The organism is Allostreptomyces psammosilenae (genome assembly GCF_013407765.1).
In the GTDB taxonomy this organism is placed as follows: domain Bacteria; phylum Actinomycetota; class Actinomycetes; order Streptomycetales; family Streptomycetaceae; genus Allostreptomyces; species Allostreptomyces psammosilenae.
The window spans coordinates 2,570,895-2,596,704 of record NZ_JACBZD010000001.1 but is presented as its reverse complement, the minus strand read 5'-3'; the positions used below and the strand labels follow the sequence as shown (position 1 = coordinate 2,596,704).

19 protein-coding genes, 2 pseudogenes and 1 riboswitch are annotated in these 25,810 nt (G+C 75.2%); of the genes and pseudogenes, 6 read left to right on the top strand and 15 right to left on the bottom strand.

What is annotated here, in order from left to right; genetic code table 11:
• Positions 1 to 735: 735 nt before the first annotated feature.
• The 8 genes and pseudogenes from FHU37_RS29505 to FHU37_RS10490 all read right to left on the bottom strand — a co-directional run.
• Positions 736 to 891 (bottom strand): annotated as a pseudogene (locus FHU37_RS29505) (DapH/DapD/GlmU-related protein); the annotation flags it as partial.
• Between the two features lie 751 nt (positions 892 to 1,642).
• The gene (gene pcaDC / locus FHU37_RS10520; RefSeq protein ID WP_179813948.1) at positions 1,643 to 2,944 is read right to left on the bottom strand and encodes a bifunctional 3-oxoadipate enol-lactonase/4-carboxymuconolactone decarboxylase PcaDC; all 1,302 of its coding nucleotides are present in this window, start codon (positions 2,942 to 2,944) and stop codon (positions 1,643 to 1,645) included.
• A complete protein-coding gene (locus FHU37_RS10515; protein WP_376773920.1) occupies positions 2,934 to 4,559 on the bottom strand; it encodes a class-II fumarase/aspartase family protein in 1,626 nt (541 codons plus the stop codon). Before FHU37_RS10515 ends, pcaDC begins: the two co-directional genes overlap by 11 nt.
• Positions 4,546 to 5,271, bottom strand: coding sequence for a protocatechuate 3,4-dioxygenase subunit alpha (gene pcaG / locus FHU37_RS10510; protein WP_179813947.1), 726 nt, complete (start codon positions 5,269 to 5,271; stop codon positions 4,546 to 4,548). The genes FHU37_RS10515 and pcaG overlap by 14 nt, the downstream gene beginning before the upstream one ends.
• Positions 5,271 to 6,068 (bottom strand): protocatechuate 3,4-dioxygenase subunit beta, encoded by a 798-nt coding sequence (gene pcaH, locus FHU37_RS10505; protein WP_179813946.1) that lies wholly within the window; start codon positions 6,066 to 6,068, stop codon positions 5,271 to 5,273. The genes pcaG and pcaH overlap by 1 nt, the downstream gene beginning before the upstream one ends.
• Before the next feature lie 107 nt (positions 6,069 to 6,175).
• The gene (locus FHU37_RS10500) at positions 6,176 to 7,417 is read right to left on the bottom strand and encodes a thiolase family protein (RefSeq protein WP_179813945.1); all 1,242 of its coding nucleotides are present in this window, start codon (positions 7,415 to 7,417) and stop codon (positions 6,176 to 6,178) included.
• Positions 7,414 to 8,154 (bottom strand): CoA-transferase subunit beta, encoded by a 741-nt coding sequence (locus FHU37_RS10495; protein WP_179816168.1) that lies wholly within the window; start codon positions 8,152 to 8,154, stop codon positions 7,414 to 7,416. Before FHU37_RS10495 ends, FHU37_RS10500 begins: the two co-directional genes overlap by 4 nt.
• Positions 8,155 to 8,204: 50 nt before the next feature.
• Entirely contained in the window at positions 8,205 to 9,080 is an 876-nt protein-coding gene (locus FHU37_RS10490) for a CoA transferase subunit A (RefSeq protein WP_179813944.1), read from the bottom strand.
• Between the two features lie 387 nt (positions 9,081 to 9,467).
• On the opposite strand from FHU37_RS10490, the pseudogene FHU37_RS10485 reads away from it, so the two are divergent.
• The 3 genes and pseudogenes from FHU37_RS10485 to FHU37_RS10475 form a co-directional block, all read left to right on the top strand.
• Positions 9,468 to 9,872 (top strand): annotated as a pseudogene (locus tag FHU37_RS10485) (MarR family winged helix-turn-helix transcriptional regulator); the annotation flags it as partial.
• Between the two features lie 945 nt (positions 9,873 to 10,817).
• Complete coding sequence (locus tag FHU37_RS10480) at positions 10,818 to 11,816, top strand: zinc-binding dehydrogenase (RefSeq protein WP_179813942.1); 999 nt, start codon at positions 10,818 to 10,820, stop codon at positions 11,814 to 11,816.
• Between the two features lie 540 nt (positions 11,817 to 12,356).
• Positions 12,357 to 14,204, top strand: a complete 1,848-nt coding sequence (locus FHU37_RS10475; protein WP_179813941.1) for an aminoglycoside phosphotransferase family protein — start codon at positions 12,357 to 12,359, stop codon at positions 14,202 to 14,204.
• A 124-nt stretch (positions 14,205 to 14,328) separates the two neighbouring features.
• On the opposite strand, the gene FHU37_RS10470 is transcribed toward FHU37_RS10475, so the two are convergent.
• A complete protein-coding gene (locus tag FHU37_RS10470) occupies positions 14,329 to 14,793 on the bottom strand; it encodes a DUF4442 domain-containing protein (protein ID WP_179813940.1) in 465 nt (154 codons plus the stop codon).
• A 55-nt stretch (positions 14,794 to 14,848) separates the two neighbouring features.
• Entirely contained in the window at positions 14,849 to 15,700 is an 852-nt protein-coding gene (locus FHU37_RS29275; protein ID WP_179813939.1) for a GNAT family N-acetyltransferase, read from the bottom strand.
• Positions 15,701 to 16,162: 462 nt separating this feature from the next.
• Positions 16,163 to 16,359, top strand: a riboswitch (cyclic di-AMP (ydaO/yuaA leader).
• A gap of 12 nt (positions 16,360 to 16,371) precedes the next feature.
• On the opposite strand from FHU37_RS29275, the gene FHU37_RS29270 reads away from it, so the two are divergent.
• On the top strand, positions 16,372 to 17,532 hold the full coding sequence (locus FHU37_RS29270) for a M23 family metallopeptidase (RefSeq protein WP_179813938.1): 1,161 nt from the start codon (positions 16,372 to 16,374) through the stop codon (positions 17,530 to 17,532).
• 525 nt (positions 17,533 to 18,057) lie between these two features.
• Here the strand turns inward: FHU37_RS29270 and FHU37_RS10455 are convergent.
• Together FHU37_RS10455 and FHU37_RS10450 are read right to left on the bottom strand one after the other, a co-directional pair.
• Positions 18,058 to 18,297 (bottom strand): DUF397 domain-containing protein, encoded by a 240-nt coding sequence (locus FHU37_RS10455; protein WP_246449735.1) that lies wholly within the window; start codon positions 18,295 to 18,297, stop codon positions 18,058 to 18,060.
• 2 nt (positions 18,298 to 18,299) lie between these two features.
• Positions 18,300 to 19,151, bottom strand: a complete 852-nt coding sequence (locus FHU37_RS10450) for a helix-turn-helix domain-containing protein (RefSeq protein WP_179813937.1) — start codon at positions 19,149 to 19,151, stop codon at positions 18,300 to 18,302.
• A 232-nt stretch (positions 19,152 to 19,383) separates the two neighbouring features.
• On the opposite strand from FHU37_RS10450, the gene FHU37_RS10445 reads away from it, so the two are divergent.
• Complete coding sequence (locus FHU37_RS10445; protein WP_179813936.1) at positions 19,384 to 19,800, top strand: ATP-binding protein; 417 nt, start codon at positions 19,384 to 19,386, stop codon at positions 19,798 to 19,800.
• 47 nt (positions 19,801 to 19,847) lie between these two features.
• Here FHU37_RS10445 and trmB read toward each other — a convergent pair whose 3' ends face one another.
• Complete coding sequence (gene trmB / locus FHU37_RS10440; RefSeq protein WP_376773919.1) at positions 19,848 to 20,615, bottom strand: tRNA (guanosine(46)-N7)-methyltransferase TrmB; 768 nt, start codon at positions 20,613 to 20,615, stop codon at positions 19,848 to 19,850.
• A gap of 211 nt (positions 20,616 to 20,826) precedes the next feature.
• Positions 20,827 to 22,218, bottom strand: coding sequence for an NsdA family TPR-like regulatory protein (locus FHU37_RS10435; protein ID WP_179813935.1), 1,392 nt, complete (start codon positions 22,216 to 22,218; stop codon positions 20,827 to 20,829).
• A 515-nt stretch (positions 22,219 to 22,733) separates the two neighbouring features.
• On the opposite strand from FHU37_RS10435, the gene FHU37_RS10430 reads away from it, so the two are divergent.
• The gene (locus FHU37_RS10430; RefSeq protein WP_179813934.1) at positions 22,734 to 25,076 is read left to right on the top strand and encodes a macrolactam cyclase family protein; all 2,343 of its coding nucleotides are present in this window, start codon (positions 22,734 to 22,736) and stop codon (positions 25,074 to 25,076) included.
• Between the two features lie 122 nt (positions 25,077 to 25,198).
• Here FHU37_RS10430 and FHU37_RS28955 read toward each other — a convergent pair whose 3' ends face one another.
• Positions 25,199 to 25,789, bottom strand: coding sequence for a hypothetical protein (locus tag FHU37_RS28955; protein ID WP_179813933.1), 591 nt, complete (start codon positions 25,787 to 25,789; stop codon positions 25,199 to 25,201).
• Between the last annotated feature and the right edge of the window lie 21 nt (positions 25,790 to 25,810).

The following is a 25,810-nucleotide window of genomic DNA, read 5'->3' as shown; positions in this document are numbered from 1 at the left end:
CCAGCCGAAGAGCGCCTCCACCGCCCCAGGCTGGGCCGCCAGGTCGTCCCGCGCGTGTCCGGTCCCGTCCGGGGCCGGCCCGCGGCGCAGGTTCCAGTGCGCCGCCGTGGCCCAGGAGTCCACCCAGCTGCCCGCGTGCCACGCCAGCTCCCGCCAGGGCAGCCGCTCCAGGCGGGCGGTGAGCTGCTCGGCCGTCATCCGCGCCACCGGCCACACCGGATGCAGGAACGCCGTGCCCAGCAGGTCCAGGGCGTAGCCCACCGCCAGCACGTGGTAGAGCGCCGCGCCGTCGTCGACCAAGCCGTCCGGAGCGGGGGCGGGCAGGGGGCGCGGAAGACCCGTCACCGGGTCGAGTTCCGGGACGAGGCCGGTGTCCGGCTGCTGGGCGGCACGCAGCCGCTCCGCGTGCTCGGCGGCGGACAGCTGGGCGGGGACGTCGCGCAGCAGCAGGTCGGCGATCTCGACGGCGTCGCAGTGCGCCCGGATGGTGGGCGCGGCCCCCGGGTGGTCGACGTAACGGCCGCCTCCCGGCGCCTCCGGATCCCAGCAGCGGGCGAGGAGATCGGCGGCCTGCTCGCGGGCGGTGGCGGCGAACGAACGCAACGCCTCCGCGAGCGAACCAACGGCCGGCGAGGCCTCGGCGACGCCGGCGGGTGCGCGGTGGCCGGTGACGTCGGCGGGGCTGCCGGCCGGATTGGTGGGGGCGGCCTGCCTGGGGGAGCCGGCCGGGGTGCGGCGGTCGCGGATCGGCCGCGCCGGGTTGCCCCCCACCATGGCCCAGGCCGCGACGTCCTTGGTGACCACGGCGCCCGCGCCGATGACGGCGTGGTCCCCGATCGTCACGCCGTCCAGGATCACCACGTGGGAGCCGATCCACACGTCGTCACCGATGGTGATGCCGCGGCTGGTGATCGCCTGGCGGTGGACCGGCCGGTCCGGTGCGGTGGAGTGGTTGAAACCGAGGATGGAGGTGTGCGCGCCGATCCGGACGGCGTTGCCGAGCGTGACGGTGCCCCGAACGGTGGCGTAGGGGTTGATGGTGCAGTCGGCACCGGTGCGCAGGTCGCCGGTGACGTAGGCGTAGCCCGCGATGTAGGAGTCCGCGCCGAGCACGAGGTGGTCCGGGTAGACGGCGGCCTTCGCGGAGACGAAGCAGCGCTCCCCGATGGCCACCGTGCCGAGCGCGGTCAGCGCGCGCTGGCGCTCGTGCTGCGCCGCGCGCTGTTCGTCGGAGGCGTCCTTGGTGAAGAGCCAGGGGCAGAAGTCGAAGAGGGTGTCATCATGCGCTGGCGGGGTCACGCGAATCGACGCTAGGGCGGTGCCCGGGGGCGGTCAATGAGCGCCCCTGGCGTGATGCGGCCGTTCTCCGGCCGGGCGCGCTCGGGTGACGGGGCCGGGCGCGGCGCCGGTGCCGATCCGTGCGCAGCCGCGCAGGTGTTCACCCTCCAGGCAGGTTCATGCGGGTTCGCGCCCGCCTGTGGACAACTCCCGCCGGCCGGGGCGGCGGGAGTTGTCCACAGGCGGAGAACGGGGGCTGCGGCGCGCCGACGCCGCGTGGAATGCTTGGAACAGGGGGACCCCCTTCGGGTCCCTAGCCGGCGTTGCGGACTCACCGCCATGGAGGGTGATGAATCCGTACGAATCACCCTGCGGCGTCGGTCGGGCCGGCTGTTCCGTCTGCTCCGGCTTCTCCGTCTGCCGAACCGGCGGCGTCGAGTTCGTCGAACACCCGGGAGGCCACCGCGAAGGCCGAGTTGGCCGCCGGCACCCCGCAGTACACGGCGCACTGCAGCAGCACCTCGCCGATCTCCTCCCGGCTCAGTCCGTTGGTGAGCGCCGCGCGCACGTGCATGGCCAGTTCCTCGTGGTGCCCCCGGGCCACCAGCGCGGTGAGGGTGACGCAGCTGCGGGTGCGGCGGTCCAGGCCCGAGCCGGTCCAGATCTCGCCCCACGCGTAGCGGGTGATGAAGTCCTGGAAACGCGCGGTGAAGGGGGTGGTGCGAGCGATCGCCCGGTCCACGTGCGCGTCTCCGAGCACCGCACGGCGGACCGCCGTCCCGGCGGCGTGGCGCCCCGCGTCGGTGTCGGTGCCGGTGTCGGTGCCCGCTCGGGTGCCCGTGCCAGTGGTCGCGCCCCGTGCCGGGGACGGGCCCGCGCCCGGATGGGCGGTCTCCGCCAGGTGCGCCAGCAACGTGGCCGTCAGTGCCTCGGGACGCTCCACCCCGGCCAGGTGCGCGGCGCCCGGGATCTCCAGCAGGCTCGCGCCCGGGACTCCGTCGGCGATCCGGCGGGCGTGCGCCGGCGGCGTCGCCGGGTCGTCCCGGCCGGCCACCACCAGGGTGGGCACGGTCACCGACGCCAGCTCGGCCCGCAGGTCGTAGCCGCCGAGCACGTCGCAGCACGCCGCGTACCCGGCCGGGTCGACCCGCCGCAGGTCGTCCACCAGCGCGTCCGCCGCCGCCGAGGAGGCGAACCGCGGGGTGAACCAGCGCTGCCGGCAGAAGTCCAGCAGCGGAGTGACACCCTCCCGGCGGACCCCGTCGGCCCGCTCCCGCCACGCGGACGGCTCGCCGAAGCGCGCCGACGAGCACACCATGGTCAGCGAGGACAACCGGTCCGGGTGGTGCACGGCCAGGTACAGCCCGACCGCGCCGCCCAGCGAGATCCCGCCGTAGTCGAAGCGCCGCCAGCCCTGGGCGTCGACCAGGCGCAGCACCAGCGCGGCGAGGTCGGCGATGCGCGCCGAGCCGTCGAGCGGGACGAGCTCCGCCGGGGATCCGCCGTGCCCCGGGAGGTCCCAGCGCAGCACCCGGTGGGTGCGGGCGAGCGCCGCCACCTGGGGCTGCCACACGGCCAGGGAGGTTCCCACGGAGGGGCCCAGGACGAGCGGCCGGCCCTCCGCCGGACCGTCGAGCGTGTGGTGCGGCAGCGGGTCATCGGCCATGGTCGCTCCTTCCTCCTCGGGGTTCCGCGACGTCCGCGGAGCCGTCACGGGCGTCCGGGTGCCGCGCCGGACCGCCGGCGGGCGGGCGCGGCCGGGTGGGGCGGCGCAGCGCGCGGTCGGTCAGTGCCGTCGCCGAGCCCAGGTAGCCGGTGGGGTCGACGAGTTCGCGCAGCCGTTCCCGCGTCAGGTGGCCGGCCAGTTCCGGGTCCTCCGCCAGCACCTCGCTGAGGGTGCGCCCCTCGGCGGCGGCCCTGCGCGTCGCCGCGCCGAGGACCCGCTTGGCCGGTCCACGGCCGAGCAGCGGCCCCAGCACGGCCGCGATCCGTTCGCTGACGACGGCGCCTCCGGTCAGGTCGAGGTGCTCGCGCATCCGGTGCGGGAACACCCGCAGACCGGTGACGAGCTCCGCGGCGTCCCGCGCGGCACCGCCGGCCAGCCGCAGCAGCTGACGCAGCGCCTCCCACTCGGCGTGCCAGGCCCCGGCCGGCCGCTCGTCCTCCGCGGCGAGCGCGCCGAGCAGCACGGCGGCGTGGGCGGGGGCCTGCCGGGCGGCGGCGGCGATCAACGTGGCCCGTACCGGGTTGCTCTTGTGCGGCATCGCCGACGACCCGCCGCCGCTGCCCTCGGCGACCTCGCCGATCTCCGTCCGGGAGAGCAGCAGCACGTCGGCCGCCAGCTTGCCGAGCGCGCCCGTGGTGAAGGCCAGCGCGGAGCCGAGGTCCGCGACGGGCGTGCGCAGGGTGTGCCACGGCAGCCTGGGCTCGGCCAGCCCGAGTTCCCCGGCGTAGCCGGCGAGCAGCGCCAGCCCGCAGTCGCCCTCGCCCCACCCCGTCACGCCGCCGTCACCCTCACCCCGCCCGGCCGTGTCGGCCCTGGCGGCCGTGTCGGGGGCGTCGGCCGCGTCGCGGGCGGCGTGGGCGGCGTGGGCGTGGAACGCGGCCAGGGTGCCGGCCGCGCCGCCGAGTTGGGCGGGCAGGCCGCCGTGCAGCAGCGCGTCGAGCCGGTCCAGGGCGTCCAGCACGAGGTCGCGCCAGCCGGCGGCCTTCAGCCCGAAGGTGGTGGGCACCGCGTGCTGGGTGAGGGTGCGCCCCGGCAGGGCGGTCTCCCGGTGCCCGCGCGCCAGCCGCCCCAGCGCCTCGGCGGTGCGCTCGAGGTCGGCGACGACGATGCGCAGCGTGCGGGCGGCCACCAGCATCGCGGCGGTGTCCAGGATGTCCTGGCTGGTGGCGCCCCGGTGGACGAACGGCGCCGCCGCCGGATCGCGCTCGGCCACCGCGGCGGTGAGCTCGGCGACCAGCGGGATCACCGGGTTGCCGCCGGCGCGGGCCCGCCGGGCCAGGTCGCGGACGTCGTAGTGGTCCGCGCGGGCGGCCGCGGTGACCACCGCCGCTGCGTCTGCCGGGGCCTGGCCGAGCGCGGCCTGCGCCCGGGTCAGGGCCGCCTCCGCGTCCAGCATGGCCTGGAGGAACGCGGTGTCACCGGTCGCGGCCCGTGCGGCCGAGTCGACGCTGACCGGGGAGAGCAGGCCGACATCGTCGCCGGCCCGCTCTCCCCCGGCCGAGGGTGCGCCGGGTGGTGCGTGGGGCGGCTCGTCGCCCGGTTCAGCCGAAGTCAAGGAAGACCGTCTCCCCGGAGCCGTCCGTCCCCTGCTGGAGGCGGATGTCGAAGCGGTACGTGCGGTGCCGTCCGGGCTCGGCCGTCGCGACCAGCGTGGCGCGGCGGTCCGGCTCCAGGGAGCCCAGGAGCGGGTCGGCGGCGCCCGCCCCGGCGTGCTCGGGCAGGTAGATCCGGGTGTACAGGTGGTGGAGGAGGCCGCGGGCGAAGACGCACACGCTGATGTACGGCACGGCGCCGGGCGCCCCGGCGGGCGCGCCCGGCGGCAGGGTGCGCAGCGCCCAGTGGCCGTCGGCGTCCGTGGGGACCCGGCCGAAGCCGGTGAAGTCGACCCCGTTGCGGCCGATCACGGCCCCGGTGACCGGGTCGCGGCGGAGGGAGCCGGGGGCGCCGCGCAGCGAGCCGTCCGGTGCGGCCTGCCAGAACTCCAGGAGCGCGTCGGGGACCGGCGCGCCGTCGCCGTCGTGGACGTGGCCGTGCACCGTGATGGTGTCGGGGTGCCCGGCCGGCGCGACGTCGCCGCCACCGGGGAACGGCAGGGCGTAGCCGTAGAACGGGCCGACGGTCTGCGAGGGCGTCGGCGCCAGCACGCCGGTGGAGGCCGGTGCCGGTGCCGGTGCCGATGCGGAGGCGGAGGCGGATGCGGCGGATGCGGCGGATGTGGGGGATGTGGGGGACGGGACCGGGTTGGTGGGCGGGGTCGTGGTGGACATCAGCGGCCTTCCTCGATCCAGGTGGCGGACGGCCCGTCGAGGACGATGTCCCAGCGGTAGCCCAGGGACCATTCCGGGCGGGACAGCTCGTGGTCGTAGGCCGCGACGAGCCGCTGCCGGGCCCGCTCGTCGGTGACCGAACTCAGCACCGGGTCGTAGGCGAAGAGCGGGTCGTTCGGAAAGTACATCTGGGTGACCAGCCGCTGGGTGAACGCCGTGCCGAAGAGCGAGAAGTGGATGTGCGCGGGGCGCCAGGCGTTCGTGTGGTTCCGCCAGGGATACGCCCCGGGTTTGATGGTGGTGAAGTGGTAGCGCCCCTCGTCGTCGGTGAGGCAGCGTCCGACGCCGGTGAAGTTGGGGTCGAGCGGCGCGGGGTGCTGGTCGCGCAGGTGGGCGTAGCGGCCGGAGGCGTTGGCCTGCCACAGCTCCACGAGCTGGCCGCGCACCGGCCGTCCGTTCCGGTCGAGGAGGCGGCCGGAGACGGTGATGCGTTCGCCGAGCGGTTCGCCCGGGTGCTGGGCGGTGAGGTCGGAGTCGAGCGGGGTGATGTCGGTGGTGCCGAAGACGGGGCCGTGCAGCTCCACGGCCTCGGGGTCGGTGACGGCGACCAGTGGTCGCTTGGGGTGGCGCAGCCGGCTGCTGCGGTAGGGGGCGAAGTCGCGCGGCGGGTGGTGGACGGCCGGCGCGCCGGCCGCGCGGGCGTCGGCGGCGGCCGCGTGCACCTCGGCGACCTCCTGGTCGATGTCGGCCTGGGAGAGCGGGTTGGGTGGTGGCACGTGGGTGTAGGCGGCGGTCATGGGGTCCCTCGGGTGCTCGGGGTTCGTGGGGAGGCTGTTCGGCACGGGCGCCGGCACCGGGCCTCGGGCCGGGCCTTGGCGCCAGGCGTCGGCATCGGTGGGCGGGCTCAGCGTTCGAGGACGAGGGCGAGCCCTTGGCCGACGCCGATGCAGAGGGTGGCCAGACCGGTGCCGGAGCCGGCCGCCGCGAGCTGGTGGGCCAGCGCGCCGGTGACCCGGGCACCGGAGGCGCCCAGCGGGTGTCCGATGGCGATGGCGCCGCCGCGCGGGTTGACGATCGCCGGGTCCAGCTCGGGCCACTCGCCGAGGCAGGTCAGCGCCTGTGCGGCGAAGGCCTCGTTGAGCTCGACGACGTCCAGGTCGCCGAAGCCGAGACCGGCGCGGTCCAGCGCCCTGCGGGCGGCCAGGACCGGGCCGGCGCAGAAGTACTGCGGCTCGATGCCGGTCACGGCGCTGGCGCGGATCCGGGCCAGCGGTTCGCGACCGGTGGCCGCCAGCCCTTCCTCGTCCACCAGCAGCAGCGCGGCCGCGCCGTCGTTGAGGGGGGAGGAGTTGCCGGCGGTGACGGTGCCGTCGCGTCGGAACGAGGGCTTCAGGGCGGCCAGCGCCTCCGGGGAGGTGTTCTCCCGGATGGATTCGTCGCGCCGCAGCTCCACGCCCGGGTATTCGACGACCTCGCCGTCGAACAGCCCGTCCCTCCAGGCGCGGGCGGCCTTGGCGTGGCTCGCGAGCGCGTAGGCGTCCTGGGCCTCGCGGGTGATGCCGTAGCGCTCGGCGGCCAGTTCGGCGCACTCGCCGAGCGGGACGGTCCACTCCTCGGGCAGGCGCGGGTTGACCATCCGCCAGCCGAGGGTGGTGGAGTGCAGTTGGGCGTGGCCCGCCGGGAAGGCCCGCTCCGGCTTGGGCAGCACCCAGGGGGCGCGGCTCATCGACTCCACGCCGCCGGCGATCACGATCGAGGCGTCGCCCACGGCGATGGCCCGCGCGGCCTGGATGACGGCCTCCATGCCGGAGCCGCACAGCCGGTTGACGGTCACACCGGGCACGGTCACCGGCAGCCCGGCGAGCAGCACGGCCATCCGGGCCACGTCCCGGTTCTCCTCACCGGCGCCGTTGGCGTTGCCGAGGACGACGTCGTCCACGCGCGCCGGGTCCAGGTGGGGCGTGCGGTCCACCAGGGCGCGGACGACGTGCGCCGCGAGGTCGTCGGGGCGGACGCCGGCCAGCGCACCGCCGTACCTGCCGATCGGGGTGCGGACGGCGTCGACGACGTAGACGTCGCGGACGCGGGAGCCGGCCCTGGCCACGGGGTTCCCGGAGCTGCCGGAGCTGCCGGAAGGGCTGGTCATCGCTGGTCGTCCTTTCCGGCTGCCCGGAGGGCGCGCAGGGCGTCGAGCTCGGCGGTGGTGGGCGGCTCGGTGGTGGTGAGGGTGCGGGCGACCTCCAGGTCCCAGCCGGTGGCCGCCCGCACCCGCTCGACGGTCACCCCGGGGTGCAGGTGGGTGAGGGTGAGTTCGGCGGTGGCCGGGTCCGGGGTGAGGATGCCGAGGTCGGTGATGACGGCGGTCGGGCCGGCGCCGCGCAGCCCGAGGCGGGCCCGGTCGCCGGGGCCGGAGCCGTGGCCGACGGTGGTGACGAAGTCGAGGCGGGGCACGAAGTTGCGGGTGGTGTGGCGGAGCACCATCAGCACCCGGCCGCAGTTGGCGGCGATCTCCGGGGCGCCGCCGGCGCCGGGGAGGCGGCCGGAGGGCCTGCCGGGGCCACGGTCGACGAGGGTGGTGTTGATGTTGCCGTGGGCGTCGACCTGGGCCGCGCCGAGGAACCCGACGTCGATCCGTCCGGCCTGGAGCCAGTAGTTGAAGATCTCCGGCACGGAGACCACGGCGTCGGCGGTGTCGGCGAGTTCGCCGTCGCCGATGGAGAGCGGCAGCCGGGTGGGCTTGGAACCGATGGTGCCGGACTCGTAGATGAGGATGAGGTCGGTGTTGTGGGTGCGGCGGGCGAGGTTGGCGGCGGTGCTGGGCAGCCCGATGCCGACGAAGCAGGTGGTGGCGCCGGCCAGGGCGCGGGCGGCGTTGACCGTCATCAGCTCGTCGGGGGTGAAACCCGGTTCCGGGTTTCCGCTCACGGTCGCGGTCACTGGCTGAGCGCTCCTTCCGCCTCGCCGGGGGTGCCGTGCGGTTCTCCGCCGTCCGGGGCGGGGGCCGTGCGGTCCAGTACGTGCTCGCGCATCCACGCCGCGAAGGCGTCGCGGTCCCGGGAGATCGGATCCCACGCCTGGTAGAAGTCGTTGTCCCGGACGGAGTAGCCGGAGGCGTAGGAGGGGTGGGCGCCCCCGGGGACGCGGGCGACCGCGTCGATGGTCCAGCCCGGCAGGACGACGGCGCCGGGGCGGGCGTCGAGCCGGTCCACGATCTCCTCGACGGTGACCAGCACCCGGCTCGCGGCGAGCGCGGCCTCCTTCTGCACCCCGGTCAGGCCCCACAGCTGGACGTTGCCCTCGTGATCGGCCCGCTGGGCGTGGATGACGGTCACGTCCGGATTGAGGGCGGCGACGGCGGCCAGTTCCTCGCCGGTGAACGGGCAGGTGACGCTGGCGACGGTGTCGGTGCGGGTGGCCAGGTCGCTGCCCCGGTAGCCGCGCAGCACCGCGAAGGGCAGGCGGGAGGCGCCGGCGACGTAGCGGTTGGCCATGCCGGCGTGGCTGTGCTCGTCCAGCTCCAGCGGGCGCGGCCAGCCGTTCTCCACGGCGTCGCGGAAGCGGTGCAGGGAGCCGACACCGGGGTTGCCGCCCCAGGAGAAGACCAGCTTCTTCACCAGTCCCATGCCGATGAGCTGGTCGTAGATGACATCGGGGGTCATCCGGACGAGGGTGAGGTCGGTGATGCCCTGGCGGATGATCTCGTGCGCGGCGGCGAACGGGATCAGATGGGTGAAGCCCTCCATGGCGACGGTGTCGCCGTCGTGGACCAGTTCCGCCACGGCGTCGTGCAGGGTACGGATGTCGGCCATCGTCACTCCGCCTGTCAGGGGTGGTGCGGGTGTGGTGGGTGGGGCGCGGATGATGCGTCGCTGGCTGGTGCTGGTGCTGGTGCTGGTGCTGGTGCGCCGAGCCGAGGGGGCGGCGACGCTCGCTCCGAGATGCTCAGTGCACTGACTATTTCGTCGACGTTCCGGCAGGCTGCCACCGCGCCCCCGGGCCGTCAAGGGGGACATCACGCATTTCCGTGCCCTGCTCGTCCCACGGAAGGCGAGGCGGCATGGTGGGAGTCGGCGACCGTCGGGCGCGGGTACCGTGGAGCAGCGGAATCCATCCGTGCACCACCAACTCACGCGGCGAAAGGGCGGCAGGTGCCTCCAGTCGATCTGAGTACCCATCCCGGGCACCTGGCCCGGCGGATGCAGCAGGCGCACGCGCTGCTGTGGAGCACGATGGTGTCCGAGGAGACCACCTCGCCCCAGTTCGCCGTGCTGAACACGCTGGTGGAGAAGCCGGAGATCGACCAGCGCACGCTCAGCGAGTGCGTGCACCTGGACCGCTCCACGATCGCCGACGTCGTCGCCCGGCTGGCCCGCCGGGGGCTGCTGGTCCGCGTGCGCGACCCGCAGGACCTGCGGCGCAACGTCCTGCGGCTCACCGAGGAGGGCGTGCGGGTGCATCGACGCCTGGTCACGCGGACCGCGCGGATGAACCGGGTGTTCCTCGCCCCGCTGGGTCCGGAGGAGCGCGAGACGCTGATGCGCCTGATGGCGCGGGTGGCCGACGCCGCCGAGGAACTCCGTGACCCGGAGGCCACCGCCGCACGGGAGCCCCGCCCCACGCGCGTGACGGATGAGGCGGAGGTGGCGGACGGGGCGGGTCCCGAGTCGGGGCGGGGGGACGCCGGGGAGACGGCGGAATCCGCCGCAGGCGGGTAACCGGCGAATTGCGGCCGGGTCAGGTGCCACGATCGCGCTTGGTGGCTTGGTGGCTTGGTGACCCGGCTCATGGCGGCGGCCTGGTGACCCGGTCGCTGGTAGCCAGGTGGCCTGGTGACCCGGTTGCCCGGCGGTGGCGTGGCGGCTCGGTGGCGGATTGCTGGTGCCGCCCGCCGGATGCCAGGGGTTACTCGCTGGCCGGCGGTGGCTGGCTGGTGCGTGCCGCCGGAATGCCGCCCCGTCGCTCACCCCGGTAGGGGGCGGGCCGCGCCCGCCCAACCCACGCCGCCCGCCCGTGCCTACCGCACGCAGGAGCGTCCATGGCCGCCCGCCCAACCCGCGCCGCCCGCCCGTGCCTACCGCACGCAGGAGCGTCCATGGCCGGGCGTCCTGGCGGGGCGGCTCGCGCTCGGGCTGAGCGCCACGCGATCGCCGCCGGGCTTCCTGGTTTCCTCGCCGGGGACATGCCACGATGCCGCGCCCAGATATGCCCCTGACCTGGGGGGACCCCCGATTTCAGGATCCCATGCTGCGTTGGCGCGGCGCAGCCCCCAACTTTCCCCCTGTGGATAACTCTGACCCACCCCCTCCCAGCCCGCTCTCACCCCCCTCCCAGCGGGCTCCCATCCCCTTCCAGCCCACCCCCTCTCCGCACCGGCCCGCTCCCACCTCGCGCGCCCTCTCCCCGCCCCGGCCCGCTCGCGCTCTTGACCTAAACCAAGGTTCAGGTTGAAAGGTGATCACTGGCAGACCGGAAGCCGGCGCGTCACGGCGCCTGCCGGCCCGGCGGTGGCACCACGGCCACCCGCCCTCATCGACCAGGAGGACCTGATGCGCGCAATCCGACTGCACGAGTTCGGCCCCGCCGAGAACCTCCGCTACGAGCAGGTGCCGGATCCGGAGCCGGCCCCCGGCCAGGTACGGATCGCCGTCGCGGCGGCGGGAGTCCACCTCATCGACACCAAGCTCCGGGCCGGCATGGCGGGAGGCCCCTTCCCGCCGCCGGCGCTCCCGCACGTCCCGGGCCGCGAGGTGGCGGGTCGCGTCGAGGCGCTCGGCGCCGACGTCGAGAGCAGCTGGCTGGGCAAGCGGGTGGTGGCCCACCTCGGCCCGGCCAGCGGCGGCTACGCGGAGAAGGCGGTGGCCGCCGTCGGCTCGCTGCTGGAGATCCCGGACGGCCTTACCGACGAGGCCGCCGTGGCGATGATCGGGACGGGCCGGACCACCATGGCCATCCTCGACACCGCGCGGATCACCCCCGACGACGTCGTGCTGGTCACCGCCGCGGCGGGCGGCATCGGCAACCTGCTGGTGCAGGAGGCCCGTGCCGTCGGCGCGGTGGTCGTCGGCGCCGCCGGCGGCCCGGCCAAGGTCGAGGTGGTGCGTGAGCTCGGCGCCACCGTCGCCGTCGACTACACCGTCCCGGACTGGGCGGACACGGTGCGCAAGGAGCTGGGCGGGCGTGAGGTGACGCTGGCGCTGGAGAGTGTCGGCGGCGAGCTGGGCCGCGCCGCCATGGGGCTGCTTGGCGCCGGGGGCCGGCTGGTGATCTTCGGTGGCTCCTCGGGCGGTGCCTCCTCGGGCGGCTTCGTCAAGGTCTCCACGGACGACCTCTACGCTCGGGGGATCAGCGCCACGGTCGCCATCGGCCCGGCCGCGATGCGGCGGTACCCGAGCCTGCGTCCCCTGGAGGAGCGGGCGCTCGCCGCCGTGGTCAGCGGCCGGCTCACCCCCGTGGTGGGCTCACGCTTCCCGCTCGCCGAGGCCGCCGCCGCGCACGCCGCCGTGGAGAACCGGGGGACGGTCGGCAAGGTCGTGCTGATCCCGTGACCGAGTCCCACCTCGGTTGACGCCCGCGCCCCGGTCCCTGCGGCCGGGGCGCTGCACCTCCCCATCCGAGGCGCCCTCGGCCGGCACGGCCGAGGGCGCGGGGCACTCCCGGGGCACCCCGTGACCGGGACCGGTGCCCGGCGTCCTCGAAGTTATCCACAGGCCGGAGGAAGAGGGCTGCGGCGAGTGATCATTCCGTGAAATCCTTGAAATAAGGGGGTCCCCCTTCGGGCCCCTTACCGGCATGTGGGCGGCCGGCCCATGCCGCCCGCACCGCCCGACCAGCCCCACCAGCCCGACCAGCCCCACCAACCCGACCAGCCCGACCAGCCCCACCAACCCTGGTGGCCAAGGCGGCCAGGCGTCGCCGTCCTTGGCCCGAAGGTGCCTGACCTGGGAGTCCTGGGCCGCCGGTCCGGGCACTGCCCCCGGCCGAAAAGCGCTCGCCCCGGCCACGCCGCCGTGCTTGGATTCCGACCCGGACCAGGCCGGCGCCGGCCGGCAGCCAGTGGCCGGCGACCCACACAGCGGCGGGAACTGATGGAACAACACGGACAGGCATGGCTGGAGCGGTTCGCCGCGCTCGGCCACCACGAGGTGGAACCCCTCGCCGTCGGCATGGAAGGCGCCGTCTACCGGCTCGGCCGGGGCCTGGTCGCCAAGGTGTGGGCGCGCCGAACGCCCGACGAACTCCACCGGATGCGGGAGTTCCACGACGAACTCGCCGCTCAGTCACCGCCCTTCGCCACGCCCCGCGTCCTCCGGGTCGCCACGACACCGGACGGCCCCTACACCGTCGAGGCCGAACTCGCCGGCACGCCGCTGAACGAGCGCGACGCCCGGCCGGACCTGCCGGGCTGGGAGGAGACCAAGCGCTGTGTGCTGGACGTCCTGGACGGCTTCGCCAGGGTCCGGGATGCCGCACCGCTGCGCGGGCTGGCCGTCCTGGACGAGCCGCGACCCTTCTGGTCAGGCCATGACACCTGGTCCCAGGCGCTGTTCGCCCTGATCGACAGGCGGCTCGACGCCCACGCCCCGCGGCTCCGCGCCGCCGTGCCGGACCTCGACCGCCGTGTGGCACGACTCCGCGAGCTGCTCGCCGCCGCTGGGATCGACGGCCGGAACGCCCTGATCCACGGCGACCTGTGCCCTCCCAACATTCTCGTGGACGGGGACCGGCGCCCGCTGAGCGTGCTGGACTTCGGTTTCCTCACGACCGTCGGCGACCCCGCCTTCGACGCGGCGGTCACCGCCGCCGTCTTCGACATGTACAGCCCGCACGCCGAAACGGTCTGGACCGAGCTGCGCGCCGCGGCCGCCGAGCGCTTCGGCTACCCGCCCGAACTGCTCACCCTGTACCGCGCCGCCTACGCGCTGGTCACCAGCAACGCCTACAGCCCCACGGGCGAGGACGGCCACTTCCAGTGGTGCGTCGCCAGCCTGCTGCGCCCGGACGTCTCCGAACTCCTGCTCGGCACCACCGAAGCCACCGGCATCAAAAGCACTACCGGCATCACCAACACCACGGACACCGTGACCACCCCCACCACCGACGCGCCGGACCCCGCCGAGGCCGGTGAGGACCCGCATGGTCGGGGGCCAGAGGTACCCGAGGTCCTGCACGGCGGCGTGAACAGCGTGGTCCGCGTCGGCGGCACCGTGCGCCGTCCCACCGCCCCGTGGACCCCGCGCGTCCACGAACTCCTGACCCACCTGCACGCCCACGGTTTCACCGCCGCGCCCCGCGCGCTGGGCTTCGACGAGGACGGCCGGGAGATCCTCAGCTACCTCGACGGCGAGGTCGGCCACCCGCCGCTCGCTCCGGCACTGCGCGACCCCGGCGCCCTGGACTCGGCGGCGCGTGGGCTGCGCGCGCTGCACGACGCCACGGCGGACTTCCTCCCCGGCCGCGAGGACGGTTGGCAGTTCCCGGCGCGCGCCGGCGCGGAGGTGATCTGCCACGGCGACTTCGCCCCGTACAACTGCGTGTTCACCGACGGGCTGCTCACCGGTGTGATCGACTTCGACACGGCCCACCCGGCGTCGCGGCTGTGGGACGTGGCCTACGCGCTGTACCGGTTCGCCCCGCTCACCCACCCGGACAACGTCGAGAACTTCGGTGGCCTCGCCGAGCAGGGCGCCCGCGTCCGGGCGTTCTGCGACGCCTACGGCTCCGTGCTGCTCGACCCCGCCGTGCGGGCGGGGCTCCCGGAGGCGGTGGCGGACCGGCTCCGCTGGCTGGTCGACTGGATGCGTTCCGAGGCGGCGGCCGGGAACGCCGCGTTCCAGCGGCACCTGGCCGAGGGCCACGACGCCCTGTACGAGCGGGACATCGCCCACGTGCTCGCCCACGCGGAGGAGTACCGAGCCCACTTCCTCGCGGACTGACCGGCTCGCCGACCGACCAACCCGCGCCGACCGACCAACCCGCGCCGACCGGCCAACCCGCGCCGACCGGCCAACCCGCGCGGGCGCGTGCCGCCCGCGCGGGCCGTGCCGCCCTGCGGGCTAGCTAGTCGCGGCGGTTGGGGCGCAGGGTCCACACCACGGTGACCGACCCGGTGGGCGTGCCGTCCTCGGTGCGCAGTTCGACCTCGACCGGGAACTCGGGACGGCTGCCGGCGTCGAGTTCGGCGATCACCTCGGCGGCCGGCCGGCCCAGGACGGCCTCGGCCACCATCGGCCCGAGGGCGATCTTGCGGAAGTGGATCTGGGCGTTGACGGGCAGCGGAGTGGCCCGGTCCAGGAGGTGTCCGAAGGAGGCGAGCACGACGGCGCCGGAGGCCGACTCGGCCACGGTGAACATGGCGCCGGCGTGCGGGCCGCCGACGTGGTTGCGGTGGGCCGGCTCGTCGGGCAGGCGCAGCACGGCGCGTTCGGCGGACAGCTCTTCGAAGACGAGGCCGAGGGTGCGGACGAAGGGGACGGAGTCACGCAGGCCGGCGGCCACGGCCTGGTATTCCGGGGGGATCGTCATGCGCCGGAGATTACCAGCCGGTAACCGGGCGGGATAGGCGTCGGAGCGGTCGGCCTCACGCGAAGTGCACGATCAACCGGTCCTCCACCGGCGCGTAGCCGAGCCGCTGGTAGATGTGGTTCGAGGTCGGGTTGTCGAGGTCGGCGAAGAGCACGACGCCCTGTGCGCCGTCGGCCAGCGCCATGCTGCTCGCCGCCGCCACGACGGCGGCGCCGTAGCCGCGCCGGCGGTGCTCCGCGGGCGTGAAGAGCGGGCCGATGCGGACCGTGCCGAAGGCGGGTTCGGTGCGGCCGGCCATGGAGACCGGTCCGGCCGTCCCCGAGCGGGGGTCCTCCCACAGCACGTACGCCCCGCGGCGCAGGCCCCGGTCCACGTCGCGTTCGAGGTCGGCGTTGATCTGCCCGGTGGTGCGCCGGAAGGCGTCCAGCCACTCCCGCAACAGGGCGCGGTCGGCTCCGGTGGCGAGGCGGGCCCGCCCGGTGGGGGCGGGCTCGGGCGGCAGCAGGGTGCGCAGCCGGTAGAGCCGGTGTCGGGCGAAGGTCCGCCAGGCCGCGCCGGTCAGTTCGGCGTGCCGGCGGGCGAACGTCTCGGCCGCGGAGCGGGCGGCGTGGATGCCGCCGACGGCGTGTCCGGCCTCGTAGAGGGCCTCGGCGAGGGGGGCGATGGAGTGGGCCGGCGCCGTGCTGAGCAGGAGTTCGTGCGGTGGGGTGTGGACGGCGGCGCCGCACACCGTGCCGCGCGAGTCGGTCCAGTGGGCGAACAGCGGGGACTCGGCGGAGTAGGCGTGTCCGTCCTGGAGGCTCTCCAACACCGTCAGCGCCAGGGTGTGCCGCTGCGGGTCCGAGCGGAGCAGCGGCAGAACGGCGGCGGCGTGTTCGTGCGGGTCGGAGGTGATTTTCCAGGGCACGCTGCGACTCTGCCCATTTCCCGGGAATTTGTCGACGGTTAGGGCGGAAACGTCGCCCGGGGCGCGGGAGCGGCACGGTGGTGACGGGGGCGCGGAGGAACGGCGCGGCTTGGCTGACGCGTGACGTACGCGTGATCGGGCCCGTGATCGGGCCCGTGATCGGGCCCGTGATCGGGCCCGTGATCGGCCCCGTCGTGGCGGCGCGGCGCGGCGCGCAGACGCGGTTGCGGAGCGTGTTCATCCGGGTGTCCGTGGGCGGTGCCGGTGGCCGTCGGCGAGGGGTGCGGTGACCCATGTCACAGGCTGGTGCGCCGGTCGCGGCCTCCGAAGCGCGGGTGCAATGCCGCTTTTGTCCTTTATTTACCCCGGAACTGGTGGCCAACTCGCCTTGGAATCGAAAGATCATTGCATTAACGTTTGGTCACCGTGATGCGGTCGTTATGTCGGGCGCCGCCCGACTGCCGCTGAGCATCGCCGAGTCGAGGCGGCGCCCGTGCGCCGTGGAGAGCCGGGGACCCACCTTCTCGTTGGGGTGAGTCGTCCGACGCGAGGGCGATCCGAACCGGGAGATCCCGGAGCGGATTCCCCGCGCGCGGACGTAGGAGACCTTCCTGCTCCGAACCCGTCAGCTAACCCGGTAGGCGAGAGGGAAGGAAAGGAGAACGCCAGCAGTGGCGTCGCAGGTTCCGCACGCGCGTCATCCCGAACCCTGGCTCCTGGACGAGTCGGGCACGTACGGACCGCACGGCTCCCACGGCCCGGGTCCCTCCGGTCCCTTCGGCCCTCCCGGCGAGCGCCCCGCCCCGGGCGGCCCCGACTCCCGGATCACCCTCTCCCAGTCCACCGGTGCCTCCCGGCCCGCCCGGGGCCGGCACCGGGTCCGCCGGCAGCGCGTCGGGCGCGGCCCGTCCGCCGTGCTCGGTGTCGCCGCCGCGGCAGCCGTGGGCGCCGGCGGGATTATGAGCTCGCAGGCCGTCCGGGCGGACACCGGCGCCGCGGCGGAGGAACGTTCCATCGCCGACGCCGCCGTCGACCGCCTGGCCGACCTCACCGGCGCCGCCGCCGACGAGCAGACCGCGCCGGCGGACGGGGTGACCGCCGTCACCACGGCCGGCGAGGAAGTGGCCGACTCCGGCCAGAGCCAGACGGGTGAGACCACCGACACGGCCTTCACCGACGTCACCGATCCGGGTGAGCTGCTCCGTGCCCGGCTGCTGGCGCAGGCCGACCAGCAGCGCGCGGACGCCGAGGAGGCGGCCAAGCAGCAGGCCGAGCGGGAGGCCGAGATCGAGGCCGCGCGGATCGCCGCCGAGCGCGCGGAGGCCGAGCGCAGGGCCCAGGAGGAGGCCGAACGGCGGGAGCGGGAGGAGGCCGAGCGCCGGGCCCGCGAGGAGGCGGAGCGCCGGGCGCGGGAGGAAGCCGAGCGGCTGGCCAACCTCACCGTCGTGCCCACCTCCAACTACGCGATCACCTCCACCTACGGGCAGGCCGGCAGCATGTGGTCCAGCGGCTACCACACCGGGCTGGACATGGCCGCCCCGATCGGGACGGCGGTGGTCTCCGCCGCAGCGGGTACTATCACCTCGGCGGGTTGGTCCGGGGCCTACGGGTACCGGATCGTCGTCACGCACGCCGACGGTACCGAAACCTGGTACTGCCACCTCTCCTCGATCGTCCAGGCGTCCGGGGAGGTGGCTGCCGGGGACCTGATCGGCAGGGTCGGGGCGACTGGTAATGTGAGCGGGGCTCATCTTCACCTCGAGGTTCGGACGGCCAGTGGCTCGCACGTCGACCCGCTGGCATGGCTCCGGAACCGAGGCGCGAACGTTTGACGTATCGTGCTCGTTGTGCGGGTCGGGAGAGAAATCCCCCAACACGCACAGATCACACGGGCGGATCGTCGCCCTACGGCTCCCGGTCGGCTACGGTTGTAAGGGAGCACGGCACCGCGAAAGCGGCGCCCCACAAACCCGGTGGTCTCGGTGGCATCCCCCCCCGACACCGAGACCACCGGCAGAGCCCGTAGGCGAGGCTAAGCCCCTACGGGCAGGCGGCCCCGGCGTACACCCCCCCCACGCCGGGGCCGCCGTCATTCCCCCTGCTCCTCCCCGCGCGCGGCCCTCTCCGGCACGCGGCGCCAGGCGGCCGGTGGTGGCCACGGCCGGCCGACGGCCACGTCCCGCGCCCGGCGCGCCCGAGCTGGACGGGCGCCCGGTCCGGCGCGCCAGGGTCGAGCGAGTCCGGTCGAGCGCCGGGGCGCGTCCTGGCGGGGAGCCGCGGCGGGGGAGCCGCCGGCACGGGACACGCCCCCTCCGACCGGTGCGGCCGGATCCCGTCCGGCCGGCCCGCCGTGGTCCCTACGGGCGGCGCAGCTCCCCGTCGGCGATCCCGTCGAGGAAGGCGTCGTACTCGCCGGAGGTGAACACGAACGCGGGCTGGTCCGGACTCTTGGAGTCGCGGATGGCGACCATGCCGTCGACGAAGGCGACCTCCACGCAGTTGGTGCCGCCGTTGCTGAAGCTGCTCTTCGTCCACGCGGCACCCGCCAGGTCGACCCGCCGCTGCCGCGCGCCGTCCAGGATCATGGTGTCGTTCATGGTCACGTCTCCTTGCCGAGTTCGGTGATCAGGTCGAGCGACTGGCGGGCCGTGAGGGCCGCCGCCGAGAGGTGGTCGAAGGTCTGCGCGTACAGCTCGACCTCGTCGCTCTGCTCCAGGTACAACGACGCACGCATCGACTCGATGCACACCACGTCGCTCCCGGCGTCGAACCGCAGCAGGGTGAACGGACCGTCCATGCCCGCGTGGGCGCCCGCCTCGAAGGGCAGCACCTGGACGATCACGTGCGGCATGGCGTGCACGGTGGCGGCCAGGTGCTCCAACTGCGCCCGCATCACCGCCGGTCCGCCCACGCGCTGCCGCAGCACCGACTCGCTCAGCACCACCCACAGCCGCAGCGGATGGTCGCCGCGCAGCACCTCCTGCCGGGCCATCCGCACCTGCACGAACCGCTCGATGTCGTCCCGGTTCTCCCAGGCGCGGCTCGCCTCGGTGACCGCGCGGGCGTACTCCTCCGTCTGCAGCAGGCCGGGGATGACGACCGGGGTGTAGGCGTTCAGGCCGACGGCGGTGGACTCCAGCGACAGGTAGTCGTCGAAGGGGTCGGAGACCACCCCCTTGTACGCCTGCCACCAGTTCTTCCGGCTGGCCTCCCGGGTCAGCTGGACGATCGCCGCCCGTTGCTCGGGGATCTCCAGGCCGTAGGCGTCGAAGATGAACGGCAGGACCCGCGGACTGATCCGCTGCCTGCCGTTCTCGATCTTGCTGAGCGACGCCACCGAGTACTCCAGCCGTTTGGCGGCCTCCTCCAGCGTCCAGCCGCGGTTGCGCCGCAACTGGCGCAACTCCAGCCCCAGCCGGCGCTGGCGTACGGTCGGCTTCACCTCTGGCATGCGCCGAACCCTTCCACGGACGGGGTGTGACGGACGAGAATGGCGGGGGATCAGAGAGTAACCGTTTCACTGTGTCGCCGTCCCCCGCCGGTGAAAAATTTCGCTGGGCGCGGCTTGAAGGTTGTCCGAATGGCGGGCATTATCTAAGGGCGTGACGTCACTCACAGTGAAGCGTCCATGGCGCTGTGCTGTCGGACGGGCTGGGGGTGACGCCACCGTGCGGAGGACACACGTGCGACCCTTGCTCGACGAAACCGGCGAGATGTGCTGGATCAACCTGGTGGTCAGACCGGAGACGCTGACCTCCATGCGGCGCGTGGTGCGCGCCCACCTCGCCCTGTGGGACCAGCCCTCGCTGAGCGACGTCGCGGAACTCGGCGTCACCGAGCTGCTCAGCAACGTGCTGCGGCACACCAGCGGCGCGCGCTGCACCGTGATCATGGAGCCGCGGGGCACCGCCATACGCTTCTGCGTCGTCGACCCCGACCCGGACCCCGGCCTGCCCGGGCCGCGCCGGCCCAGCGGGCCCGCGCTGTGGCGCACCGACGGACGGGGCCTGATGATGATCGACGCGCTGGCCGACGAGTGGGGCGTGGAGCCCGTCGGCTCCGGCAAGAGCGTGTGGTTCTCGCTCAAGGCCGTCGGCTGACCCCCATGCCGACCCCCCGGGGCGGTCCCCGGAGCGGGCCCCGCTGCTCAGCGCAGCCGGAACAGCAGGTCGCGCACCTCGTGCCCCTTGGCCAGCCCCTGCCGCTCGAACTTGGTGACCGGACGCCAGTCCGGCCGCGGGGCGAAGCCGGTGTCCGGGTGCAGGTTCTCCAGCCGCGGATCGGCGGACAGCACCTCCAGCATCTGCTCCGCGTACGGCAGCCAGTCCGTCGCGCAGTGCACCAGCGCCCCCGGCGCGAGCTTCGGCAGCGCCAGGTCGAGGAACTCCGGCCGGATCAGCCGCCGCTTGTGGTGCCGCTTCTTCGGCCACGGGTCCGGGAAGTAGACCCGCAGGCCGGCCAGCGAGGCCGCCGGCAGCATGTCGCGCAGCAGCACCACGGCGTCGCCGAAGGCCGGCCGGACGTTGTCCAGGCCACGCTCGCCGATCAGCCGCAGCAGGTTCCCGTGCCCGGGCGTGTGCACGTCCACGGCGAGCACGGCGGTGTCCCGATCCGCCTCGGCCATCGCCGCCGTCGTCTCGCCCATGCCGAAGCCGATCTCCAGCACCACGGGCAGCCGCCGGTCGAACAGTGCGCGCGGATCCAGCGGAGTGCCGTCGATCTCCACGCCCAGCCGCTCCCACAGCCGGTCCAGGGCGTCCGCCTGCGAGCTGGTCAGCCGGCCCCGCCGGGGATGGAAGCTGCGCACCCGCCGCTCGTCGGCGAACACGCCGAAGGACGCCCCCGGGCGCTCGGTCTGGCCGGGAACGGCGGCGGGCGTGGGCGGCGTGGGCAGCAGCGACTCTGAGTTCGGCACGATGTCGGAATTTTACCGGCTGTGCTGCATCGACCGGGCGCGAGAGCGCCCACCGGCTGTGCCGATTGGCCGGTGGGCCGATTGGCCGGGGAGGCGAGAGCGCCCGGGATGGGGCCGCCCTCGCCTCCACCGGCTGTGCTCGACGGCCGGTGCTCGTCGGCCGGTAGTCCGGGGTCCGCGCCGCTCACGCCCCGCCGGCGCGTTCCTCGCTTCAGGCCGGGGTCGCCAGCACCGTCCTCGCCCGCTCGGCCAGCTCCCGTACCCGCGGCTCCGTGCTGTGCGGCTCCAGCCGGTCCAGCAGCTGCTTGATGTACTCGACGCTGCGCTGCGAGTTGACCCGGGTGGCGATCTCCACCGCCCGCGTCCCGGCCGCGCAGGCGGCGTCCAGGTTGCCGGAGTCCAGTTCGGCCACCGCCGCCACCGCCAGCCGCAGCCCGTGCGAGCGGGTGAACTCGTCGCTGGAGGAGGCGAGCGCGCTCTCGGTGAACCGGCGCACCTGCTTGGGCATGCCGAGGTCCCGGTAGCACTCGGCGGCGTCCGCGGCCAGCCGGGCCGGCCCGACGAAGCTGATCCACTCCGGATCCTCGTCCCCCGGCCGGGCCCGCTCCAGCAGCGCCTCGGCCGCGCCGAGGGAGCGCCGGCAGGAGGCCGCGTCCCCGGCCCGGGCGTGCGCCCGCGCCTCCACCAGGTGGAAGAAACCCATGGTGCGGGAGGTGGCCAGGCCCTTGTTGCGGTCCAGCGCCGCCTGGGCGAGGTCGACGCCCTCGTCGGCGAAGCCGCGGTAGGTGGCCTGCAGGCTCATGGAGGCCAGCACGTAGCCGCCCAGCGGCACGTCCGCCGCCGCCCGGGCCAGCCGCAGCGCCTGGATGTAGTAGCGCTGCGCCGCCTCGTGGTGGCCGGTGTCGAACGCCATCCAGCCGGCCAGCCGGCTCAGCTCGGCGGTCGCGCCGAACAGCGAGCGGCCCACCGCGTCGCTGTAGGTGCCCAGGACGAGCGGCACGGCCTCCAGCCGCAGGCACTCCGTCACCATCGCCGAACGCCAGTCGCCGCCGCCGTACTTGCTGTCCCAGCGCCGGGCGTCCCGGGCGGCCTCGCGCAGCTTGGCGGCGTCGGTGTGGGTCACCTCCACGGGGGAGGCGTCCGGCACCGTCGCCGGGGAGCGCAACACCGACGGATCGGACGGGTGGATCAGCCAGCGTGCCACCGGCGTGGAGTACAGGCTCACCGAGAACGCGCCGGCCGGCAGGCCGCGTCGGTTCGACGGATCCAGCCGCCACAGGTCGGTCGCCCCGCGCACCGCCCCCGGCACGTCCCGTGGGAAGGCGAGGCCGACGTCGGGATGCGGATCGCTGTCCCGGAAGCCGATCTCGTGCAACGCCACCGGCCGGCCGATCTTGGCGGAGATCGCCTCCGCTATCAGGCTCGGCACCGGACGCTGCGGAACCATGCCCTTGGTGACCCAGCGGGCCACCGACGTCTTGTCGTAGCGGAGTGTCATCCCCCGGACCCGGCCGAGGTCGTTCACCCTGCGCGCCAGGCCGGCATTGCTGATCTGGGCTCGGCTCAGCAGCGCGCCGAGCCTCTCGTTGGGTTCCCTGCTCACAGCTCGGCCACCCCCTCGGTATGACGGCGCCGTAGACCCAGCGTAGTTCCGTCCATCCCGAGCGTTAAGAGTGCGTATCCCAGATGGCGAGAATACGCGCCGCCGCGGCAATTTTCGGCGTGAAAGGAACGGCGCAAGCCGTGCTCCCACCCCGTGCTGTGGTGCGCCTCGCGCATGCGCCTGCCCTCATCTGCCCTGGCCTGTTTCGATGAGCCGCCTGGGAAGCCCGCTGCTGTCCCGCCGCCCGCCGTCCGGGCCGTCGAGGGGGCGGCCCGGAGGCGGCGAGCATATTCGGCCATTCGGCACCTGCAGCCGCACCGGCAAGCGCACCCGCATCCGCACGGGATCCCGATCACACCGCGGCACTTGTCGGTTCATCACCTTTCCTCCCGAATTCACCCCCGCGGGTGGCGGATCGCGACGCGCCTACCCGGCCCCGCCTCCCCGCCGGAATCACCCGCGCGGGCTACGCTCACCCACCCGGCACCCAACCCGGCGGACAGGTGGAGGCGGTGATGCGCTGGATCGTCGGCTGGAGCGGCACCCGCTCCCCCCACCACCCGGGTGAGCCCCCGGGCCCGGAGCCCGTCGGCGGCCTCCCGCTGTGGACCGGCCCCGAGCCGCTGTGGGCCGTCGGCGACTGGCGACCGGAAGAACTCCGGCGGGTCGAGATGCTCCCCGACGGCCGCACCGTCACCCGCACCGGACCGGCCACCGCCACCCACGACGGCGCCGACCACACCGGCCCGGCCGGCGGCCCCCGCACCGGCCCCACACCGCCCGCCCGCCTCGCCGTGGTCGGCCACTGCCACGCCACCGACGAGCAGCTCGCCGTCGCCCTGGCCGCCGCCCGCGCCGGCGCCCTGCGCCACCTCACCCGCTGGCCCGGCAGCTACTGGACCGTCCTCAGCATCGGCACCCGCACCTGCCTGATCGGCGACCTCGCCGGACTGCGCCCGGTCTTCCACACCCCCTGGCGCGGCGGCACCGCCTACGCGACGGCCGCACTGCCGCTCGCCGACCTCGTCGACGCCGACCTCGACCCCGGCTACCTGGCCGCCGCCCTGGCCTGCCCGGAGATCCCCGAGGTCCTCGACGGCCGCACCCCCTACCGGGGCGTCCGGCGGCTGGACGCCGGCCACGCCCTGGAGATACGCGCCGGCACCGCCCGCCAGGCCCGCTACGAGCGGCCCCCGGCCGCCGTCGGCGCCGCCCCGTGGCTGCCCGTGGAGGAAGCCATCGAGCGGCTCGCCGAGGCCCTCCGGGACGCCGTCGCGGCCCGGCTGACCCCGCACCCGGCGCCCACCGGCCCCCACCCGGCGCCCGGCCACGGCCCCGACTCCACCCACGCCCCCGAAGGCGCCGCCCACGCCCCGGGAGGCAGCGCCGCCGCCCGCCCCGGCACCCCCACCGTCCCCCTCGGCGCGGACCTCTCCGGCGGCACCGCCTCGGCCACCCTCGCCCTGCTGGCCGCCGCCCCCACCACCGCCCCCGCGGGCGGCGCCGCCCCGCACCCGCACGCGTGCTCCAACCGCCCCGGGACGCCCGACGGCCCCGCCCCGGTCGAGCCGCCGGCCCCGGACGGCGAGGCGCCGCTCGCCATCACCTGGACCCCCGCCCACCCCGAGCCCGCCCCGGCCGCCACGCCCACGCCCGCCCAGCGCGCCGTCCGACGCGCCCGCGCCGTCGCCGCCGAGGCCGGCATGCGCCACCGGGTCATCACCGGCCCCGCCAGCGCGCTGCCGTTCGCCGCCTTCACCGATCCCAGCGCCGACCACGACCCGCTCGCCGGACCACTGCCCGACCACCCCGGCCCCGCGCTCGTCGACGGCGACGCCACCCGGCTGCGCCTCGCCGCCGGCGGCCGGGACCACCTGGTCGGCCACGGCGCCCGACACGTCCTGGACCGCCACCCCGCCCGCCTCGCCGACCTCGCGCTCGACCGCGGCCTGCGGCACGCCGCCCGCGGCGTCGGCGCGCTCACCCGCCCCGGCGCCGAGTGGTCCGGCGCCACCGCCACCGGCGTCCTGCTCGCCGCCCGCCGGCTGGCCGCCACCACCTGGGCCGACGGCATGGCCGCCACCGCCGCCCGGATGCTGCACCGCACCTCCCCCCGGGGGCGGCGCCGCGGCGGCGGCACCGGCTTCGCCATGCAGGACGTCTACAGCGCCATCAGCTGGAGCGCCCCCGGCCCCGCCGCCGCCTGGCTCACCGGCGACGCCCTCGCCACCGCCGCCGCCCAGCTGCGCGCCGCCGCCGAACGCCCCGCCCCCGACACCCGCCCAGGCGAACGCCGCGCCCGGCTGGCCCTGGCCCGCTACGCCGCCGACCACCGCGTGCTCCAGCAGCTCGCCGAGGCCCCCGGACAGCGACTGCACGCCCCCTTCCTCGACGACGAGGTGGTGCGCGCCTGCCGCGCCCTGCCCATCGAGCCCCGGCTGCACCCCGGCGCCCGCCGGGCGCTGCTGGAACGCGTCATCCGGCACGCCGGAGGCCGCGGCCTGCCCGGAGTCCTGGCCGGCCACGCCGCGGGCGGCGAGCCCGGTCAGGCCGGGAACGCGGGCACCCCGCCGGCCGCCGCCGCGCGGACCGGACTGCGTGCGGCGGCGGCCGGGCTGGCCGAACTGCTCGGCTCCGGGCTGCTCCCGGCGGCCGGGGTGGTGGACCGCGCAGCCGCGCTCAGCACCCTGCGCGCCGTCACCCAGGGCGCCGAGGTGCCCCACGACGCCCTGCGCGGCCTGATCGAGGTGGTCGGGACGGAGGTGTGGCTGCGCCGGCTCCAGCTGCGCCGGGGCAGCTGCTGGACGGAGCGCCCGCGGACGCACCGGGCGCCCTCGGTCGGCCTTCCGCGCGGCTGACCGCGCCGCCCGGTGGCCAGGCGGCGCGAGGCCGGGGAGGGGCCGGCAACCGGCTGTGGGTCAGCGTCCCGATTCACGCTGGGGGGCGCGTTCGGAGGACCGTCAGGGGAGAGCGTGGGCGGCTAGTCCCGGTCGCGGCCGAGGGCCAGGTCCGAGCGGGCGAGGATGGCTCGGGCGAGGTCGTCGTCGACACCACGGCGGACCGCCCGTATCGCCCAGGCCTCCACGGCGCTGGCGGAGAGGGTGTCCGCCTCGCGGGAGCGGCGCATGCCGCGCTCCAGGGCGTGCCACAGCAGCGGGTGGTCGATCAACGTCGCCACATCGAGTTCGACGGCGTCACCGTCGGCGTCGCGCAGCCGCAGCGTGGGCACCAGCGTGGTGGAGCCGCGCACGCAGACCAGCCGGTCCAGGCACACGGAACGGTTCCGCAGCAGACCGCGGGTGCCGATCCGCTCGGCGTCGGCCCACACCCGCACCGGGTGCACCACGGCGAGGGCGACCAGCCCGACCAGGACCCAGAAGACGGCCCGCGCGGTGGTCAGCGAGCCCGCCCCGAGGTCCAGCAGGAGCAGCGCGACGGTGAGGGCCGCGCTGGCGCTCCTGGCGGCGAGCGGGGACAGCCCGGTGTGCGCCCGCGCCACCGGTCCGGACGGCCGGCCACCGGCGCGCCCGGTGCCGCCGCGGGTGGTCCATGGGTGTGGTCGCCTGTTCATGGCTCGCCCCCGCGCTGGTGT

Excerpts from the sequence above, each read along its gene's own strand:
- pcaDC (WP_179813948.1), bottom strand. The coding sequence starts at position 2,944 with ATGGCCGATGACCCGCTGCCGCACCACACGCTCGACGGTCCGGCGGAG.
- pcaG (WP_179813947.1), bottom strand. The coding sequence starts at position 5,271 with ATGTCCACCACGACCCCGCCCACCAACCCGGTCCCGTCCCCCACATCC.
- FHU37_RS10500 (WP_179813945.1), bottom strand. The coding sequence starts at position 7,417 with ATGACCAGCCCTTCCGGCAGCTCCGGCAGCTCCGGGAACCCCGTGGCC.
- FHU37_RS10495 (WP_179816168.1), bottom strand. The coding sequence starts at position 8,154 with ATGACGGTCAACGCCGCCCGCGCCCTGGCCGGCGCCACCACCTGCTTC.
- FHU37_RS10430 (WP_179813934.1), top strand. The coding sequence starts at position 22,734 with ATGCGCTGGATCGTCGGCTGGAGCGGCACCCGCTCCCCCCACCACCCG.
- pcaH (WP_179813946.1), bottom strand. The coding sequence starts at position 6,068 with ATGACCGCCGCCTACACCCACGTGCCACCACCCAACCCGCTCTCCCAG.
- FHU37_RS10480 (WP_179813942.1), top strand. The coding sequence starts at position 10,818 with ATGCGCGCAATCCGACTGCACGAGTTCGGCCCCGCCGAGAACCTCCGC.
- FHU37_RS10450 (WP_179813937.1), bottom strand. The coding sequence starts at position 19,151 with ATGCCAGAGGTGAAGCCGACCGTACGCCAGCGCCGGCTGGGGCTGGAG.
- FHU37_RS10455 (WP_246449735.1), bottom strand. The coding sequence starts at position 18,297 with ATGAACGACACCATGATCCTGGACGGCGCGCGGCAGCGGCGGGTCGAC.
- FHU37_RS10475 (WP_179813941.1), top strand. The coding sequence starts at position 12,357 with ATGGAACAACACGGACAGGCATGGCTGGAGCGGTTCGCCGCGCTCGGC.
- FHU37_RS10470 (WP_179813940.1), bottom strand. The coding sequence starts at position 14,793 with ATGACGATCCCCCCGGAATACCAGGCCGTGGCCGCCGGCCTGCGTGAC.
- FHU37_RS28955 (WP_179813933.1), bottom strand. The coding sequence starts at position 25,789 with ATGAACAGGCGACCACACCCATGGACCACCCGCGGCGGCACCGGGCGC.
- FHU37_RS10490 (WP_179813944.1), bottom strand. The coding sequence starts at position 9,080 with ATGGCCGACATCCGTACCCTGCACGACGCCGTGGCGGAACTGGTCCAC.